Origin of the sequence: Streptomyces sp. NPDC014006 (genome assembly GCF_043088925.1) — a bacterium.
Classification (GTDB): domain Bacteria; phylum Actinomycetota; class Actinomycetes; order Streptomycetales; family Streptomycetaceae; genus Streptomyces.
On record NZ_JBICAJ010000013.1, the window covers coordinates 18,573 to 33,876 of the forward strand.

General features: G+C 69.9%; 16 protein-coding genes. 15 read left to right on the forward strand and 1 reads right to left on the reverse strand.

Annotated elements, in window-relative coordinates; translation table 11 throughout:
- Positions 1–85 precede the first annotated feature (85 nt).
- From ACF1GV_RS34165 to ACF1GV_RS34195, 7 genes are all read left to right on the forward strand, one after another.
- Entirely contained in the window at positions 86–1,345 is a 1,260-nt protein-coding gene (locus ACF1GV_RS34165; protein WP_391688761.1) for an MFS transporter, read from the forward strand.
- Positions 1,346–1,354: 9 nt separating this feature from the next.
- The gene (gene pafA, locus ACF1GV_RS34170; protein WP_093722625.1) at positions 1,355–2,716 is read left to right on the forward strand and encodes a Pup--protein ligase; all 1,362 of its coding nucleotides are present in this window, start codon (positions 1,355–1,357) and stop codon (positions 2,714–2,716) included.
- A gap of 125 nt (positions 2,717–2,841) precedes the next feature.
- Positions 2,842–3,843, forward strand: a complete 1,002-nt coding sequence (locus ACF1GV_RS34175; RefSeq protein WP_391688764.1) for an FKBP-type peptidyl-prolyl cis-trans isomerase — start codon at positions 2,842–2,844, stop codon at positions 3,841–3,843.
- 118 nt (positions 3,844–3,961) lie between these two features.
- Positions 3,962–4,333, forward strand: a complete 372-nt coding sequence (locus ACF1GV_RS34180; RefSeq protein WP_363264902.1) for an FKBP-type peptidyl-prolyl cis-trans isomerase — start codon at positions 3,962–3,964, stop codon at positions 4,331–4,333.
- Between the two features lie 129 nt (positions 4,334–4,462).
- Complete coding sequence (locus tag ACF1GV_RS34185; RefSeq protein ID WP_391688769.1) at positions 4,463–5,440, forward strand: helix-turn-helix transcriptional regulator; 978 nt, start codon at positions 4,463–4,465, stop codon at positions 5,438–5,440.
- An 18-nt stretch (positions 5,441–5,458) separates the two neighbouring features.
- Positions 5,459–6,544 carry a helix-turn-helix transcriptional regulator gene (locus ACF1GV_RS34190; protein ID WP_391688772.1) on the forward strand — a complete coding sequence of 362 codons (1,086 nt, stop codon included), beginning with the start codon at positions 5,459–5,461 and terminating at the stop codon, positions 6,542–6,544.
- Positions 6,541–6,837, forward strand: coding sequence for a hypothetical protein (locus ACF1GV_RS34195; RefSeq protein WP_391688775.1), 297 nt, complete (start codon positions 6,541–6,543; stop codon positions 6,835–6,837). Before ACF1GV_RS34190 ends, ACF1GV_RS34195 begins: the two co-directional genes overlap by 4 nt.
- 96 nt (positions 6,838–6,933) lie before the next feature.
- Here ACF1GV_RS34195 and ACF1GV_RS34200 read toward each other — a convergent pair whose 3' ends face one another.
- On the reverse strand, positions 6,934–7,176 hold the full coding sequence (locus ACF1GV_RS34200; RefSeq protein ID WP_391688778.1) for a hypothetical protein: 243 nt from the start codon (positions 7,174–7,176) through the stop codon (positions 6,934–6,936).
- A 75-nt stretch (positions 7,177–7,251) separates the two neighbouring features.
- On the opposite strand from ACF1GV_RS34200, the gene ACF1GV_RS34205 reads away from it, so the two are divergent.
- The 8 genes from ACF1GV_RS34205 (at position 7,252) to ACF1GV_RS34240 (ending at position 15,240) form a co-directional block, all read left to right on the forward strand.
- Complete coding sequence (locus ACF1GV_RS34205; RefSeq protein ID WP_391688781.1) at positions 7,252–7,446, forward strand: hypothetical protein; 195 nt, start codon at positions 7,252–7,254, stop codon at positions 7,444–7,446.
- Between the two features lie 188 nt (positions 7,447–7,634).
- Positions 7,635–7,916, forward strand: a complete 282-nt coding sequence (gene tatA, locus ACF1GV_RS34210; protein ID WP_391688784.1) for a Sec-independent protein translocase subunit TatA — start codon at positions 7,635–7,637, stop codon at positions 7,914–7,916.
- A gap of 92 nt (positions 7,917–8,008) precedes the next feature.
- On the forward strand, positions 8,009–8,893 hold the full coding sequence (gene tatC, locus ACF1GV_RS34215; protein WP_391689391.1) for a twin-arginine translocase subunit TatC: 885 nt from the start codon (positions 8,009–8,011) through the stop codon (positions 8,891–8,893).
- 122 nt (positions 8,894–9,015) lie between these two features.
- Positions 9,016–11,868 carry a DEAD/DEAH box helicase gene (locus ACF1GV_RS34220; protein ID WP_391689394.1) on the forward strand — a complete coding sequence of 951 codons (2,853 nt, stop codon included), beginning with the start codon at positions 9,016–9,018 and terminating at the stop codon, positions 11,866–11,868.
- A 319-nt stretch (positions 11,869–12,187) separates the two neighbouring features.
- Complete coding sequence (locus ACF1GV_RS34225) at positions 12,188–13,828, forward strand: sensor histidine kinase (RefSeq protein WP_391688787.1); 1,641 nt, start codon at positions 12,188–12,190, stop codon at positions 13,826–13,828.
- Complete coding sequence (locus ACF1GV_RS34230) at positions 13,825–14,232, forward strand: roadblock/LC7 domain-containing protein (protein ID WP_363264911.1); 408 nt, start codon at positions 13,825–13,827, stop codon at positions 14,230–14,232. Before ACF1GV_RS34225 ends, ACF1GV_RS34230 begins: the two co-directional genes overlap by 4 nt.
- Complete coding sequence (locus tag ACF1GV_RS34235; RefSeq protein ID WP_391688791.1) at positions 14,229–14,639, forward strand: DUF742 domain-containing protein; 411 nt, start codon at positions 14,229–14,231, stop codon at positions 14,637–14,639. Before ACF1GV_RS34230 ends, ACF1GV_RS34235 begins: the two co-directional genes overlap by 4 nt.
- Entirely contained in the window at positions 14,620–15,240 is a 621-nt protein-coding gene (locus ACF1GV_RS34240; protein WP_391688794.1) for an ATP/GTP-binding protein, read from the forward strand. Before ACF1GV_RS34235 ends, ACF1GV_RS34240 begins: the two co-directional genes overlap by 20 nt.
- The last annotated feature ends 64 nt before the right edge of the window (positions 15,241–15,304 follow it).

A 15,304-nucleotide genomic window follows, 5' to 3' on the forward strand; every position in this document is an offset into this window, starting at 1 on the left:
ACTTCCGTCGTCTGGACTGCTGAACAGCGCACATGGTACGTATGACGCAGGACGTTATACGTAAAACTTCAGCCGGAGGGCGGAGATGGCCGCGGGATACCTGGAGATCCTCAGGGCGAGGCACGCCGCCCGCCTGCTCGTGGGAACGCTGGTGGGACGGCTGCCCAACGCCACCGCCGCCATCGCGATCGTGCTGTTCGTGCGTGCCGAGGGCGGCAGCTACAGCCTCGCGGGCGCGCTCGCGGCCGTGTACGGCGTCGCCAACGCCGTGGGCCAGCCGGTGCTCGGCCGGCTCGTCGACCTGCACGGGCAGCCGCGGATCCAGCTGCCCGCCGCGATCGCCGCGGCGCTGGCCATGACCGTCTTCGCGGCCGTCGGCGTCACCCCCGCCCCGCTGGCCTACGCCGCCGTGGCCGCCTCCGGACTGTGCACCCCGCCACTGGAGGGCGGTCTGCGGGCGCTGTGGCCGAGCGTGCTGCACCGCGAGGACCAGGTGCACACCGCGTACGCCATGGACGCGATCGCACAGGAGGTCATGTTCACCGTCGGCCCGCTGCTGGTGACGCTGTGCGTCTCCCTGTGGTCCGCGCAGGCCGCGCTGCTCGTCCTGAGCGCCCTCGGTGTCCTCGGCGCGCTCTCGGTCGTCCTGTCGCCGCCCTCGCGCGCGTGGCGCTCCGCACCGCGCGAGGCCCACTGGCTGGGCGCACTGCGCTCGCCGGGGCTGCTGGCACTGCTGGCGGCGTTCCTGTTCATCGGGATGGCGCTGGGCTCCATCACCGTGGCCTCCGTGCCGTACGCGGACGACCACGGCGGCGACGCCGTCTACGGCTGGCTGATGGCCGCCCTGGGTCTCGGCGCGCTGGCCGGGGGCGCGGTGTACGGGGCGCGGCAGTGGGCCGGCCCGCCGGAGCGGCGACTGCGCTTCCTGGTCGCGTTTCTGGCGGTGTGTTACCTGCCGCTGACGCTGATGCCGGACGCGGTCGCCATGGTGGCGCTCACCGCGCTCGCCGGTGTGTTCCTGGCGCCGTCGATCGCCTGCGCGTTCGTCATCGTCGACCGGCACGCGCCGAGCGGCACCGTGACCGAGGCGTTCTCCTGGCTGGTGACCACGTTCACCGTGGGCGCGTCGGTGGGAACGGGTCTGGCGGGGCCGGTCATCCAGGCGGGCGGCGCGCTGTGGGGATTCGCGGTACCCGGTGCCGCCGGTGCGGTTTCGCTGCTCGTTCTGCTGGGTACACGCACGGTCCTCGCAGTTCCCGTCACAACGGGGGTTGTTGCGGCCTCCTCGGAAAATGATCCAAATCGTGCCGCCGAACCCCGTTTCAGTTCGGGGGATCGGGCGTAATGTTCCCTCATGGACCGCCGCATTTTCGGGCTGGAGAACGAGTACGGCGTCACGTGCACGTTCAGGGGACAGCGCCGTCTGTCACCTGACGAGGTGGCGCGGTACCTCTTCCGCCGTGTCGTGTCATGGGGCCGCAGCAGCAATGTCTTTCTGCGGAACGGTGCCCGCCTCTATCTCGATGTGGGCTCCCACCCGGAATACGCGACACCCGAATGTGACAACGTGACCGAGCTCGTCACCCACGACAAGGCCGGAGAGCGCATTCTCGAGGGCCTGCTGGTGGACGCGGAACGACGCCTGCACGAGGAGGGAATCGCAGGCGACGTCTATCTCTTCAAGAACAACACCGACTCGGCGGGAAACTCCTACGGCTGCCATGAGAACTACCTGGTGGCCCGGCACGGAGAGTTCTCGCGGCTCGCGGACATCCTCATCCCCTTCCTGGTGACGCGACAGCTGTTGTGCGGTGCGGGCAAGGTCCTGCAGACCCCGCGCGGCGCCGTCTACTGCGTCAGCCAGCGGGCCGAGCACATCTGGGAGGGCGTCTCCTCGGCGACGACCCGCTCGCGGCCCATCATCAACACCCGCGACGAGCCGCACGCCGACGCCGAGCGCTACCGGCGCCTGCACGTCATCGTGGGCGACTCCAACATGTCCGAGACGACCATGCTGCTCAAGGTCGGCGCGACCGACCTGGTGCTGCGCATGATCGAGGCGGGCACGGTGATGCGTGACCTCACCCTGGAGAACCCGATCCGGGCGATCCGCGAGGTCAGCCATGACATCACCGGCCGCCGCAAGGTGCGCCTGGCCAGCGGCCGCGAGGCCTCCGCCCTGGAGGTGCAGCGCGAGTACTACGAGAAGGCCGTCGACTTCTGCGAGCGCCGCGGTATCCGCACCGGCACGGTGGAGCAGGTGCTGGAGCTGTGGGGCCGCACGCTGGACGCGATCGAGTCCGAGGACCTCGACCGTATCGGCACCGAGATCGACTGGGTCATGAAGTACAAGCTCATCGAGCGGTACCGGGCCAAGCACAACATGACGATGTCGCATCCGCGGGTCGCGCAGATAGACCTCGCGTACCACGACATCCACCGCCGTCGTGGCCTGTACTACCTGCTGGAGAAGAAGGGACAAGCGGCCCGGATCTGCAACGACTTGAAGATCTTCGAGGGCAAGTCGGTGCCGCCGCAGACCACTCGGGCCCGGTTGCGCGGTGACTTCATCCGCCGGGCGCAGGAGCAGCGCCGGGACTTCACCGTCGACTGGGTGCATCTGAAGCTGAACGACCAGGCACAGCGGACCGTGTTGTGCAAGGACCCGTTCCGGTCGGTGGACGACCGGGTGGAGAAGCTCATCGCGGGAATGTGAGCCGGCCTTTCGGTGACATGCCGGAACGCCACTCGGGCGCCGTACGTTACCCGTGCGGCGCCCTTCTCACGCCGTAGAGTTGCGCGCACGCCATCCACAAGATCGACCGATTACGAGGCCCTATCGTGCGCCGACGTTCCCTGATGATTGCCGTACCCGCCGGACTGGTCACCCTCGCCGGTTGCGGCGACGACAAGTCCGACTCGAGCAAGACCAGCGACAGCGCGTCGCCGTCGGCGCCGCAGCCGTCGGCCGCGCCGAGTCCGAAGATCGTCGCCGGTCCGCTCCCGGCGGTCACCGCGGGTACGAAGTTCGGCGAGAAGCCGACGATCGCCAAGGGCAGCGGCGCGCCGTCGAAGGACATCGCGGTGAAGACGCTGATCACCGGCAGCGGTCGCACGGTCGCGGAGAACGACTTCGTCCAGGCGGACTTCGTGGGCCAGATCTGGGACACCGGCAAGGTCTTCGCCAACTCCTACGAGAGCAAGACGCCGCTGATCGCCCAGCTCGCCCAGGGGCAGATCTGGGAGGGCTGGCGGTTCGCGCTGCCCGGAAAGAAGGTCGGCAGCCGGGTGGAGCTGTCGGTGCCGCCGAACTGGGGCTACGGTCCGCAGGGCAACCCTCAGGCGGGCGTGAAGGGCACCGACACGCTGGTGTTCGTGGTCGATCTGAAGGACGTGTTCAACGGCAAGAGTTCCGCCCAGGGCAAGAAGGTCCCGCAGGACGACGCCGCGCTGCCCAAGGTCGGCACGAACACGGACGGCGGGGCGCCCTCCGTCGACGTGCCCAAGACGAACGCGCCGAAGAAGCTCGTGGCGAACTACATCCTGGAGGGCGACGGCGAGGAGCTGAAGGCCGACAGCACGGCGCTCGTGCAGTACAAGGGCGTGCTGTGGGACACCGGCAAGGAGTTCGACTCCACGTACGGCCGCAAGAGCCCGACCCTCATCTCCCTTCAGCAGGTCGTCAAGGGCTGGGCCCAGGGACTGACCGGCAAGAAGATCGGCAGCCGCGTCCTGATCGTCGTCCCGCCGGCCCTGGGCTACGGCGACAACCCCCCGCAGGGCAGCGGCATCAAGAAGGACTCCACGATGGTGTTCACGGTGGACATCCTGGCGAAGATGTGACCCACGAGGCGCGGGCCGGGAAGCGTGGCCGGCGTCGGCCGGGCCCGGCAGGCGCCGGCACCTGGGGGATGACAGACTGTCCGCGTTCCGTGTCGTAGATATGCAGGAGCTTCAAGACGTGAGCATCGACAAGCCCGAGATCGACTTCCCGGGCGGCGAGCCCCCGGCTGACCTCGAGATCAAGGACATCTGGGAGGGCGACGGTCCTCAGGCGAAGGCCGGCGACACCGTCCAGGTCCACTACGTGGGTGTGGCCTTCTCCTCCGGCGAGGAGTTCGACGCCTCCTGGAACCGCGGCACCCCGCTGCGCTTCCAGCTCGGTGTCGGTCAGGTCATCCCCGGCTGGGACCAGGGTGTGCAGGGCATGAAGGTCGGCGGCCGCCGCCAGCTGATCATCCCGCCGCACCTCGCCTACGGCGACCGTGGCGCGGGCGGCGCGATCAAGCCGGGCGAGACGCTGATCTTCGTCTGCGACCTGGTCTCGGTCTGATCGTCGCACGATCACAGCTGATCACATGGGGTCCATGCCCGTACGGGCATGGACCCTCGGCTTTTGCCATCGCCCCACGGAGCGGTACGGTCATCGATCGTAAGGACCATAGGGAGGCGAAGCGCGTCGATGGCCATTGCCAAGGCCGAGCGGCTGATGAACCTGGCGCTGTGTCTGCTCGGGACACGGCGGCCGCTCAGCAAGCGTGAGCTGCGCGAGTCCATCGAGGCGTACGTAGAGACTTTCCGGCCGGAGAAGGGTGCGGCGGGGTCCGACGATTCCTTCAACCGCATGTTCGAGCGGGACAAGGACGACCTGCGCGAGCTGGGTCTGGTCATCGAGACCGTGGAGAGCCTCGACGGCGAGGTCGGCTATCTCGCCCGCCGCGACTCCAACCGCCTGCCGCCCATCACCCTCGACGCCGAGGAGGCCGCGGCCCTCGGGCTCGCCGCCAAGGTCTGGCAGCAGGCCCGCCTCGCCGGCGCGGCCAGCGGCGCCCTGCAGAAGCTGCGCGCGGCAGGACTGCCCGAGGACGTCGACCCCTACGAGGCGCACAGCGCGCTGGAACCGCGCATCCCGGTGCACGAGGCCGCCTTCGAACCGCTGATGCTGGCCTGCCGCGACCGCCGCACGGTCGCCTTCGACTACCGCAAGGCCAACGCCGCCCAACCCGAGACCCGGCACGTCGAGCCGTGGGCGCTGGAGTGCTGGCGCGGCCACTGGTACCTGGCCGGCTTCGACCGCGACCGGGGCGCCGAGCGCGTGTTCCGGCTCTCCCGGATCACCGGCAAGGTGCACTCCCGCGGCGGGAAGTTCACCGCCCCGGTCCCGGATGTCGTCACCGTCCGCGAGACCGTCGCGAGCTGGGCCGGCGAGACCGCCGACCGCAGCGCCCTGATCCGGCTGCACTCGGGCGCCGGGTACCCCCTTCGGGCGAAGGCCACGGCCGTGCGGGAACTCGGTGACGGCTGGGACGAGTTGGAGATTCCGTACGGGCACGGCCTGGACGCCTGGCTGGTGGAGTTCGGCCCGGACGTGGTGGTGCTGGAGCCCGCCGAGCTGCGGGCCGACGTCGTGGACCGGCTGCGCGCCGTGGCCAAGGGCTGAGGGGAAGCGGAGCGAGACGTGGCAGGCAAACCGGTCAGGCCCACGAGCGCCATCGACCAGACCCGGCGGATGCTGTCCCTGGTGACGTATCTCCGGGAGCGTCCCGGTGCCCGGATCGAGGACGTGGCACGCGCCTTCGGGATCACCGAGGACGAGCTGGTCTCCGACCTCGACGTGCTGCCCATGTGCGGCACCAGCTTCCGCGGCGGCGATCTGCTCGACATCGACACCGACGGCGAGCGCATCTGGTGGCACAACCCGGCCGCGCTCGGCGCGGAGGCCGCCGAGCCGCTGCGGCTGGCCGCCGACGAGGCGACCGCGCTGCTGGTCGCCGCCCGCGCGGTGGCCACCCTGCCGGGACTGCGGGAGAGCGACCGGCAGGCGCTGCTGCGGGCCACGGCCAAGGTGGAGACCGCGGCCGGCGAGGCCGCCGGTGCCAGCTCCCGGCTGTCGGTGACCTTCGAGTCCGAGGGCGGTGTCTTCGCCGACGTCGACCGGGCGATCTCCGAGCGCCGCCGGCTGTGGATCCGCTACTACTCGCCAGCCCGTGACGAGGTCACCGAGCGCGAGATCGACCCCATCCGCCTGGTCAGCGTCGGCCACACCTACGTCGAGGCATGGTGCCGCCGCTCCGAGGCCCGCCGTACGTTCCGGCTCGACCGGGTCGCCGAGATCAGGATTCTCGACGAGCCGTCGGCGCCGCCGGAGATAGAGCTGCGCGATCTGTCCGAGGGGCTGGTCCAGCCGGCCGCCGAGGATCCGGAGGTCGTCGTCGAGGTCGGCCCCGGCGGCCGCTGGGTCGCCGAGTACTACCCGCACGACAGCGCCGAGGAGCTCCCCGACGGGGGGCTGCGGATCGCGCTGCGCACCCCGGACCCGGCCTCGCTGCGCAGGCTGGCGCTGCGGCTCGGCCGTGACGGCCGGATCGTCTCCCCGCCGGAGCTGGCGGACAGTGCCCGCCGCGCGGCCCGCGAGGCCCTGGCGGCCTACGACGGCATCGAGACCGAGGGGGCGCAGGGACCGCACGGGTCGCCCGGGCCGCGCGCGGTCCCGGCCGCCGGGGCGGGCGAGGTGGAGGACGACAGGCAGGAGCAGAGGCTGTGAGCGAGTCGGCGTCGCCGGGAGTCGTGGGCATGACGGTGGCCTCCGCGTTCGCGGAGATGCGCAGTGTGGCGCCCGTGGTCTTCAGAGCCGGCTGCCCGGACTGCCGGGGCCGCTTCGAACTCGCGGCGAGCGCCCTGCGCCTGGCCATCGGCGCCTCCAGCCGCACCACGTTCTACTCGTTCACCTGCCCCGAGTGCGGGGCGGCCGTGCGCAAGCCGGCGGGGGAGCGGATCGTGGAGCTGCTCGCCGGCGGCGGCGTGCGCACACTGCGCCTGCACTCCACCGTGCATTAGGGGGCCGGTGCCCCGGCGCGGAAGGCAGAACCCGGCAGGGCGCAGCGCGGGGCAGCCGGGTCACGACGACGTGACCCGGCTGCCCCGCGACCGGTGTCAGCAGTGACCACCCTTGGCGGACGAGAAGGTCATGGGCTTGTTGTAGACCACGGTGTGGCCCTCGCCGTCTGCGGCCACGGTCGCGCACCACTTGTTGCTGAACAGCGCGCTGGTGGTGCCGGCGATGGCCGACTTCACGTTGCAGGTGTTGTGGTGGTAGATGGTGTAGGTCGCGCTTCCGTCCCCCCACGAGTGGTTGAAGCAGCCCACGCTCCCGCGGTGGACGGAATCGGTTGTCAAGATCAGTTCAGCTCCGGCGACGGGGAGCCCGCCGACCGGAAACGAACCACCCCGGGACCGTCTAGGCTCATCGGCATGTTCTGGCCGATGTTCGCGGTAGGTATGGGTTTCGTGAGTCTCGCCGTGCTCGGTGTGCTCGCTGTCCGGGTGTTCCTGGAGGCGGAGCGGCTGGGTCGGCAGGTGGCGGATTCCACACGCCGTATCAACCGGGCGGCCGCTGACCTGGAGCGGGCCACGGCGAGCGCGGCCCGGGCCGTGGATTCGCTGTAACCGCGCGGGTAGGCTTGCTGATCGCGGGGCGGAGAACGAGGCCCGCTCCGTGAGCCGGGAGTACGCACGGGGATTGCCTCACGTTTACCCCTGGGCGTTACGATCGCTGTCAGAAACGGTTGATCGGACGCGTGTCCGACCAGTCGGACAGCACCCCACCCTGCCGCCTCGGTGAGAAGGTAAATCTTATGTTCGGAAGGCTCGGAGCCCCCGAGATCATTCTCATCCTCGTCGTCATCATCCTGCTGTTCGGCGCGAAGAAGCTTCCGGACATGGCGCGCTCGCTCGGCAAGTCCGCGCGCATCCTCAAGAGCGAGGCCAAGGCCATGAAGGAGGAGGGCGGCAGCGGTACGTCCGCTCAGGGGCCCACCAACGAGCAGCCTCCCGCGCAGCGCACGATCCAGTCCGCCCCCGGTGATGTGACAAGCGCCCGTCCGGTCAACGAACCGACGGACTCCACCCAGCGCTGACACACGCGGCCGGAGCTCCGGCCAGCCGCACGAGATGAGGACGTGGGTTGCTGAAGTCTGCCCGCAAGAAAGAGAAGGACCCCGAGGGGCGGATGCCCCTCGTCGAGCACCTGCGCGAACTGCGCAACCGGCTGGCGAAGGGGATGCTGGCGATCACGGTCGTCTCCGTGGTGGTCGCCTTCTACAGCCAGGACCTGATGTCCTTCCTCATGCATCCCGTCCCGCGCTGCACCAAGGGTCTGGGTGAGTCGACCGGCGGCACCTGCGCCGTCATCGCCTACACGGACCTGCTGTCCCCCTTCACCACCACGGTGAAGGTGTGCTTCATGGCAGGCGTGATCATCTCCAGCCCGGTCTGGCTGTACCAGCTCTGGGCGTTCGTGGCTCCGGGTCTGCACAAGCACGAGCGGAAGTACACGTACTGGTTCGTGGCGGGCGCCGTGCCCCTCTTCCTGGGCGGTGCGTGGCTCGCGTACACGATCCTGCCCATCAGCATGCGCGTACTGCTCGGGATCACACCCGAAGGTTCGGCGAACATCCTGCCGATGGACAAGATCCTGGACTTCATCGTCAGGATGATCCTCGTCTTCGGCAGCGCCTTCGAGCTGCCCCTGCTGCTGGTGATGCTCAACTTCGCGGGTGTCGTGACCGGGCGCCGGATGGCCGGCTGGTGGCGGGGCGTCGTGATGGGCGTCGTCATCTTCGGTGCGGTGGCGACGCCGACCACGGACCCGTTCGGCATGCTGGCGCTGGCCGGTCCGATCGTCGTGCTGTACTTCATCGCCGTCGGGATCTCCCTGCTGAACGACCGGCGCCGCCGGCGTGCCGATCCCGAGGCCGAACTGGACGAGGACGAGGCATCGCAGCTGGACCTCACCCCCGAGGCCATCGGAGACGTCGAACCGGTCAGCGCCAGCCGCGCGCTGCCGGAGCAGACGAGCACGGAACGCGTCAACGGATACGACGACGTGACCTGACAGGCTCCGCACGACCGGCCGTCCCGCACCGCGGGGCGGCCGGTTCGCCGTTGCGGCTCCGCACCCGCCGCATCCCCGCTGAGCTGGGCGTACGGCAGGATTCACAGCAGGAGATCCGGTTAATGATCGTCCTGTTGTCAGTGCGGCCCGGTACGGTGGAAAGCACGATGACACAGGACCTCTCACCGGCCGAGCGGTACGCGGCAGCACGCAGGCGAGCTGCCGAGCAGGCCACCGCCCTCGCGTCCTTCCGCGAGATGTACGACTTCGGCCTCGACCCCTTCCAGATCGAGGCGTGCAAGGCCCTCGAGACAGGGAAGGGCGTGCTGGTCGCCGCGCCCACCGGCTCCGGCAAGACGATCGTGGGCGAGTTCGCCGTCCACCTCGCCCTCCAGCAGGGCAAGAAGTGCTTCTACACCACGCCCATCAAGGCGCTGTCCAACCAGAAGTACGCCGACCTGTGCCGCCGCTACGGCCAGGACAAGGTCGGCCTGCTCACCGGCGACAACAGCGTCAACTCCGACGCCCCGGTGGTCGTGATGACGACCGAGGTCCTGCGGAACATGCTGTACGCGGGCTCCCAGGCCCTGCTGGGCCTCGGATACGTGGTCATGGACGAGGTGCACTACCTCTCCGACCGCTTCCGCGGCGCCGTATGGGAAGAGGTGATCATTCACCTGCCCGAGTCGGTGACGCTCGTGTCGCTGTCGGCGACCGTGTCCAACGCCGAGGAGTTCGGCGACTGGCTGGACACCGTCCGCGGCGACACCGAGGTGATCGTCTCCGAGCACCGGCCCGTGCCGCTGTTCCAGCACGTGCTGGCCGGCCGGCGGATGTACGACCTGTTCGAGGAGGGCGAGGGCCACCGCAAGGCCGTCAACCCCGACCTGATGCGCATGGCGCGCATGGAGGCGAGCCGCCCGTCCTTCCAGGACCGCCGACGCGGCCGGAGCATGCGCGAGGCCGACCGGGAGCGGGAGCGCCGCCAGCGCTCGCGCATCTGGACACCGGGGCGGCCCGAGGTCATCGAGCGCCTGGACGCCGAGGGCCTGTTGCCCGCGATCACGTTCATCTTCTCCCGCGCCGCCTGTCAGGCGGCCGTCGAGCAGTGCCTGTACGCGGGCCTGCGGCTGAACGACGACGAGGCCCGCGAGAAGGTGCGCGCCCTCGTCGAGGAGCGCACGGCGTCCATCCCGGCCGAGGACCTGCACGTCCTCGGCTACTACGAGTGGCTGGAGGGCCTGGAGCGGGGCATCGCCGCCCACCACGCGGGCATGCTGCCGACCTTCAAGGAGGTCGTCGAGGAGCTGTTCGTGCGCGGCCTGGTCAAGGCCGTCTTCGCCACCGAGACCCTCGCGCTCGGCATCAACATGCCCGCCCGCTCCGTCGTGCTGGAAAAGCTCGTCAAGTGGAACGGCGAGCAGCACGCCGACATCACCCCGGGCGAGTACACCCAGCTCACCGGGCGCGCCGGCCGGCGCGGCATCGACATCGAGGGCCACGCGGTCGTGCTGTGGCAGCGCGGCATGAACCCCGAGCACCTCGCCGGGCTCGCGGGCACGCGCACATACCCGCTGCGCTCCAGCTTCAAGCCGTCGTACAACATGGCGGTCAACCTCGTCGAGCAGTTCGGGCGGCACCGCTCGCGTGAGCTGCTGGAGACGTCGTTCGCGCAGTTCCAGGCGGACAAGTCGGTCGTCGGGATCTCCCGGCAGGTGCAGCGCAACGAGGAGGGTCTCGAGGGCTACAAGCAGTCCATGACCTGCCACCTCGGCGACTTCGAGGAGTACGCGCGACTGCGCCGCGAGCTGAAGGACCGCGAGACGGAGCTGGCCCGGCAGGGCGCCAACCAGCGCCGCGCCGAGGCGGCCGTCGCGCTGGAGAAGCTCAAGCCGGGCGATGTCATCCACGTCCCGACGGGCAAGTACGCGGGTCTTGCGCTGGTGCTGGACCCCGGTCTGCCGGCCGGGCGTTCCAACGGCCACCGTGGTTTCGACGCCCACGACGGTCCGCGCCCGCTGGTGCTGACCGCCGAGCGGCAGGTCAAGCGGCTGGCGGCCATGGACTTCCCGGTGCCGGTTGAGCCGCTTGAGCGGATGCGGATCCCGAAGTCGTTCAACGCGCGCTCCCCGCAGTCCCGGCGTGACCTCGCCTCCGCGCTGCGCACCAAGGCCGGGCACATCCCGCCGGAGCGGCGCCGCAAAAATCGCTCCCAGGCCGCCGACGACCGTGAGATCGCCCGCCTGCGCAAGGAGCTGCGGGCGCATCCCTGCCACGGGTGCGACCAGCGCGAGGACCACGCCCGCTGGGCCGAGCGGTACCACCGGCTGCTGCGTGACACCAGGCAGCTGGAGCACCGTATCGAGGGCCGAACGAACACGATCGCGCGCACCTTCGACCGGATCGTGGCGCTGCTGACCGAGCTGGACTACCTGCGCGGCGACGAGGTCACCGAACACGGCAAGCGGCTCGCCCGGCTGTACGGCGAGCTGGACCTGCTGGCCAGCGAGTGCCTGCGCGCGGGCGTCTGGGAGGGGCTGTCGCCGGCCGAACTCGCCGCGTGTGTCTCGGCGTTGGTGTTCGAGGCGCGGGTGAGTGACGACGCCATGGCGCCGAAACTGCCGTCGGGGAAGGCGAAGGCGGCACTCGGCGAGATGGTGCGGATCTGGGGGCGGCTGGACGCCCTGGAGGAGGACTTCCGCATCTCCCAGACCGAGGGCGTCGGCCAGCGCGAGCCCGATCTCGGGTTCGCCTGGGCCGCCTTCATGTGGGCGTCCGGCAAGGGCCTCGACGAGGTACTGCGCGAGGCGGAGATGCCGGCGGGCGACTTCGTCCGCTGGTGCAAGCAGGTCATCGACGTCCTGGGCCAGATCCAGGCAGCGGCCGCCGGCGAGGGCTCCACGGTCCCGAAGGCGGCCCGCAAGGCGGTCGAGGGCCTGCTGCGCGGCGTCGTGGCGTACTCGTCGGTGGGTTAGCGCCGACGGAAGCATCCCGGACGGGCCCCACCGCAGCGGCGGTGGGGCCCGTCGGCTTGTGACGGCACCTCACTCGTTGCGGTGAGTGATGACGTACGCCCGTTCGTGGTCACAGCATGTGTGCGACTCGATCCCCAGCGTGTAAATGGAGCCGAGGGTACTCCTGTCACGGGAGGGAATGCAGCGCCTTCCCGAAGATGTCCCGGCGATGATCCGGTCGGACTAAGCTCGCCCGCAGCGCACCGAGTTGAGGCGTATTCGTGCGTTTGTTCCCCGAAGCCCGTTTCTTCCCCAAAACTCCTTAGATTCAAGGACCTGCATGGTGAGCGTCCAATCCCCTCCTCGTCGCCGTGAACTCCCCTCCGTCGGCGTGCTGTTGCTGCCCGTCATGGTGATGGCCGCGGCGATCGGGGCCGCCGTCGCCCTCGTCGCCGAACCGGCCCGGCCGGCCGTGGCCGTGTGCGGCGGCATCGCCACCGTCCTGGTCGTCCTGACGGCCGGCGAAGCGCTGCGCCGCGGCCGCCGGTTGCGCACCCAGCAGGCCGAACACACCCGTCACACCGCGTATCTGGAACAGCGCCTCGCCACCCATGACGCGGACAACCATCGCCTCGCGTACGAACTCCTGCCGGTCGCCGTCGAGTATCTGCGCCGCGGAAATTCACTCTTCGACACGACCCGCGACATCCTCGACGGCGATTCACGCTTTCGTGGACTGCGCGAGGCCGGCCGCGAGGTCATCCTCTCCGTGCTGCGCATCCTCGACCACGAGGAGAACATGCGCGACTCCCAGCAGCGCGCCTTCGTCAGCGTCGCCCGCCGCGTCCAGGCCATCGTCCACCAGCAGTTCAAGGAACTGCGGGAGATGGAGGAGGACCACGGCCGCAGCCCCGAGGTCTTCGACGACCTGCTGCGCATCGACCACGGCACCTCGCTGATCGGCCGCCTCGCCGACTCCGTCTCCGTCCTCGGCGGCGGCCGCCCCGGCCGTCAGTGGCCCGAACCCGTGCCGCTGTACAGCGTGTTGCGCGGCGCCATGTCGCGCATCCTGGAGTACCGCCGCATCTCGCTCGACAACATCGCCAAGGTCAACGTCCGCGGCATCTGCGTCGAGCCGGTCATCCACGCCTGTGCCGAGCTGCTCGACAACGCGACCCGCTACTCCCCGCCGCAGACCAAGGTCCACGTCACCGCCACCGAGGTGCACACCGGTGTCGCCATCGAGATCGAGGACGCCGGTGTCAGCCTCACCGAGGAGTCCCGCGAGCGCCTCGAGGGCATCCTGCAGCGCGCCATGGCCGGCATCGACCTGAATGTCCTCGGCGAGGCCCCCCGCCTGGGTCTCGCGGTCGTCGGCCGCCTGTGCACGGCGCACAACATGCAGATCTCGCTCCGCTCCTCCGCCTACGGCGGTGTCCGCGCCGTACTGATCGTGCCGAGCGACATGCTCACCAGCCACCCGGCGCCCGGCTTCGCGCACGGCATCGGCGCCACCTCCCTCCCCGCGATCGGCCCCGACGTGGCCGAGGGCCCCAAGCGCCCGCCCAAGAAGCGCCGCCCGACCAACCCGCGCATCCCGGAGAACCTGTCCCTGGAAGACGACGTCCCCGTGATCACCGAGTGGACCGAGAAGGGGCTGCCGCAGCGGCGCAGCAAGGCCGTCGTCCCGATCACCGAACTGCGTGCCCAGCAGTACGCCGAACAGGACCGCCTCGAGCGCGAGGAGCGGGAAGCGCGCGAGCGCGAGGCCACCGTCTGGGCGCAGTCCCGCACCGAACCCGAGCCGAAGAAGGACGAGCCGGCCCCCGGCCTGTGGGTCGAGGCGTTCTGGGACGGGCTGAAGAAGGACCTGCCGCCCGGCACCCACCCGACGGAGTTCACGCGCAACCCCAGCGCGTTCAGCTACCTGCTCAACGACAAGGCCCGCCCCGAGGGCGACGACGAAGGGGATCTGACGTGATCCAGCAGCGACAGAACTTCGACTGGATGCTCAAGGAGCTCTACGACAGCGTTCCGGGCATCGAGATGATCGTGGTGCTGTCCGCAGACGGCCTGCGCATCGCCCGCTACAGCGGCGACCCCGACGCCGCCGACCGCGTCGCCGCCGCCTGCGCGGGCCTGCAGAGCCTGGCCGGTGCCGTCGCCCAGGAACTGCCCGCGAGCAGCGGCGAGATGAAGCTGGTCGTCGTCGAACTCGACCGCGGCTACTTCTATCTGATGGCCGCCGGTGCCAACGCCTATCTGGCGGTGCTCTCCGACATCCGCTGTGAGCCCGGCGCGATGAGTCACTACATGCGCGACCTGGTGCTCCGCATCGGGGATCACCTGACCAGCCCGCCCCGGCGGGGTGGACAGACCGTATGACGCCACCGCAACGCCAGAGGCGACAGCGCAAGGAGCCGACCGCGCCCGTGCCGCCGCCCCAGCCGGCGCAGCAGCAGGGCGACGGGAAGGCACCCGAACGGCTGTACATCATCACGGGAGCCGAAGGCGACCGGGCCAAGCTCGACCTGGTCACGTTGATCGTGGCGCACGCCGACACGCCGTCGTCCGCCACCCCCGAGCAGTCGGCGGTACTCCGGCTGTGCGCCGCCCCCCTGTCCGTGGCCGAACTCTCGGCCTATCTGCAGCTGCCGTTCAGTGCGATGACCGCGCTGCTCACGGAGATGCTGGCCGGCGAACTGGTGCACGCCCGCGCCCCGATCGTCCGCCAGCAGCTGCCCGACCGATCCCTTCTCGAAGCGGTGATGCATGGACTTGAAAGGCTCTGACACCCTCCCCGGCCCACGCGCGGAGGACCATCTGCCGCAGTCCACCCAGGCGGCGGCGAAAATCGTGATCGTGGGCGGCTTCGGTGTCGGCAAGACCACCATGGTCGGCTCGGTCAGCGAGATCAAACCGCTGACCACCGAGGAGACCATGACCCAGGCCGGCGTCGGGGTCGACGACAACTTCGGCTCCGAGACCAAGACCGCCACCACCGTGGCGATGGACTTCGGCCGTATCCGCGTCTCCGACCAGGTCGTGCTCTATCTCTTCGGCACGCCCGGCCAGGAACGCTTCTGGTTCCTGTGGGACCGGCTGTTCCAGGGCGCCCTGGGTGCGGTCGTCCTGCTCGACACCCGCCGCCTCGAGGTCAGTTACGAGGTCATGGGCCGGCTGGAGGAGCGCGGCGTGCCGTTCGTGGTCGCCGTCAACACCTTCCCCGACGCGCCCCGCTACCCCGCCGAGGACCTGCGGCAGGCGCTCGACCTGGTCCCGGGGATCCCGATCCTGGAGTGCGACGCCCGCCGGCGCGCCTCCAGCCGTGACGTCCTGCTGACCCTGATGCGGTTCCTGGCCGGCCTGTCCGCGGCCGGCCGGCTCACCTGACGTACGTACCCCTTCGCGCTGTTTCTCCCCTTTCCCCGGAGCGAACCCCCTTTCCCGGAGCGAC

Bases quoted from the DNA above. Each gene is read 5' to 3' on its own strand.
- ACF1GV_RS34220 (WP_391689394.1), top strand. From the start codon at position 9,016: ATGATCGTCCTGTTGTCAGTGCGGCCCGGTACGGTGGAAAGCACGATG.
- pafA (WP_093722625.1), top strand. From the start codon at position 1,355: ATGGACCGCCGCATTTTCGGGCTGGAGAACGAGTACGGCGTCACGTGC.
- tatC (WP_391689391.1), top strand. From the start codon at position 8,009: ATGCCCCTCGTCGAGCACCTGCGCGAACTGCGCAACCGGCTGGCGAAG.
- ACF1GV_RS34225 (WP_391688787.1), top strand. From the start codon at position 12,188: ATGGTGAGCGTCCAATCCCCTCCTCGTCGCCGTGAACTCCCCTCCGTC.
- tatA (WP_391688784.1), top strand. From the start codon at position 7,635: ATGTTCGGAAGGCTCGGAGCCCCCGAGATCATTCTCATCCTCGTCGTC.
- ACF1GV_RS34205 (WP_391688781.1), top strand. From the start codon at position 7,252: ATGTTCTGGCCGATGTTCGCGGTAGGTATGGGTTTCGTGAGTCTCGCC.
- ACF1GV_RS34165 (WP_391688761.1), top strand. From the start codon at position 86: ATGGCCGCGGGATACCTGGAGATCCTCAGGGCGAGGCACGCCGCCCGC.
- ACF1GV_RS34185 (WP_391688769.1), top strand. From the start codon at position 4,463: ATGGCCATTGCCAAGGCCGAGCGGCTGATGAACCTGGCGCTGTGTCTG.
- ACF1GV_RS34240 (WP_391688794.1), top strand. From the start codon at position 14,620: ATGGACTTGAAAGGCTCTGACACCCTCCCCGGCCCACGCGCGGAGGAC.
- ACF1GV_RS34235 (WP_391688791.1), top strand. From the start codon at position 14,229: ATGACGCCACCGCAACGCCAGAGGCGACAGCGCAAGGAGCCGACCGCG.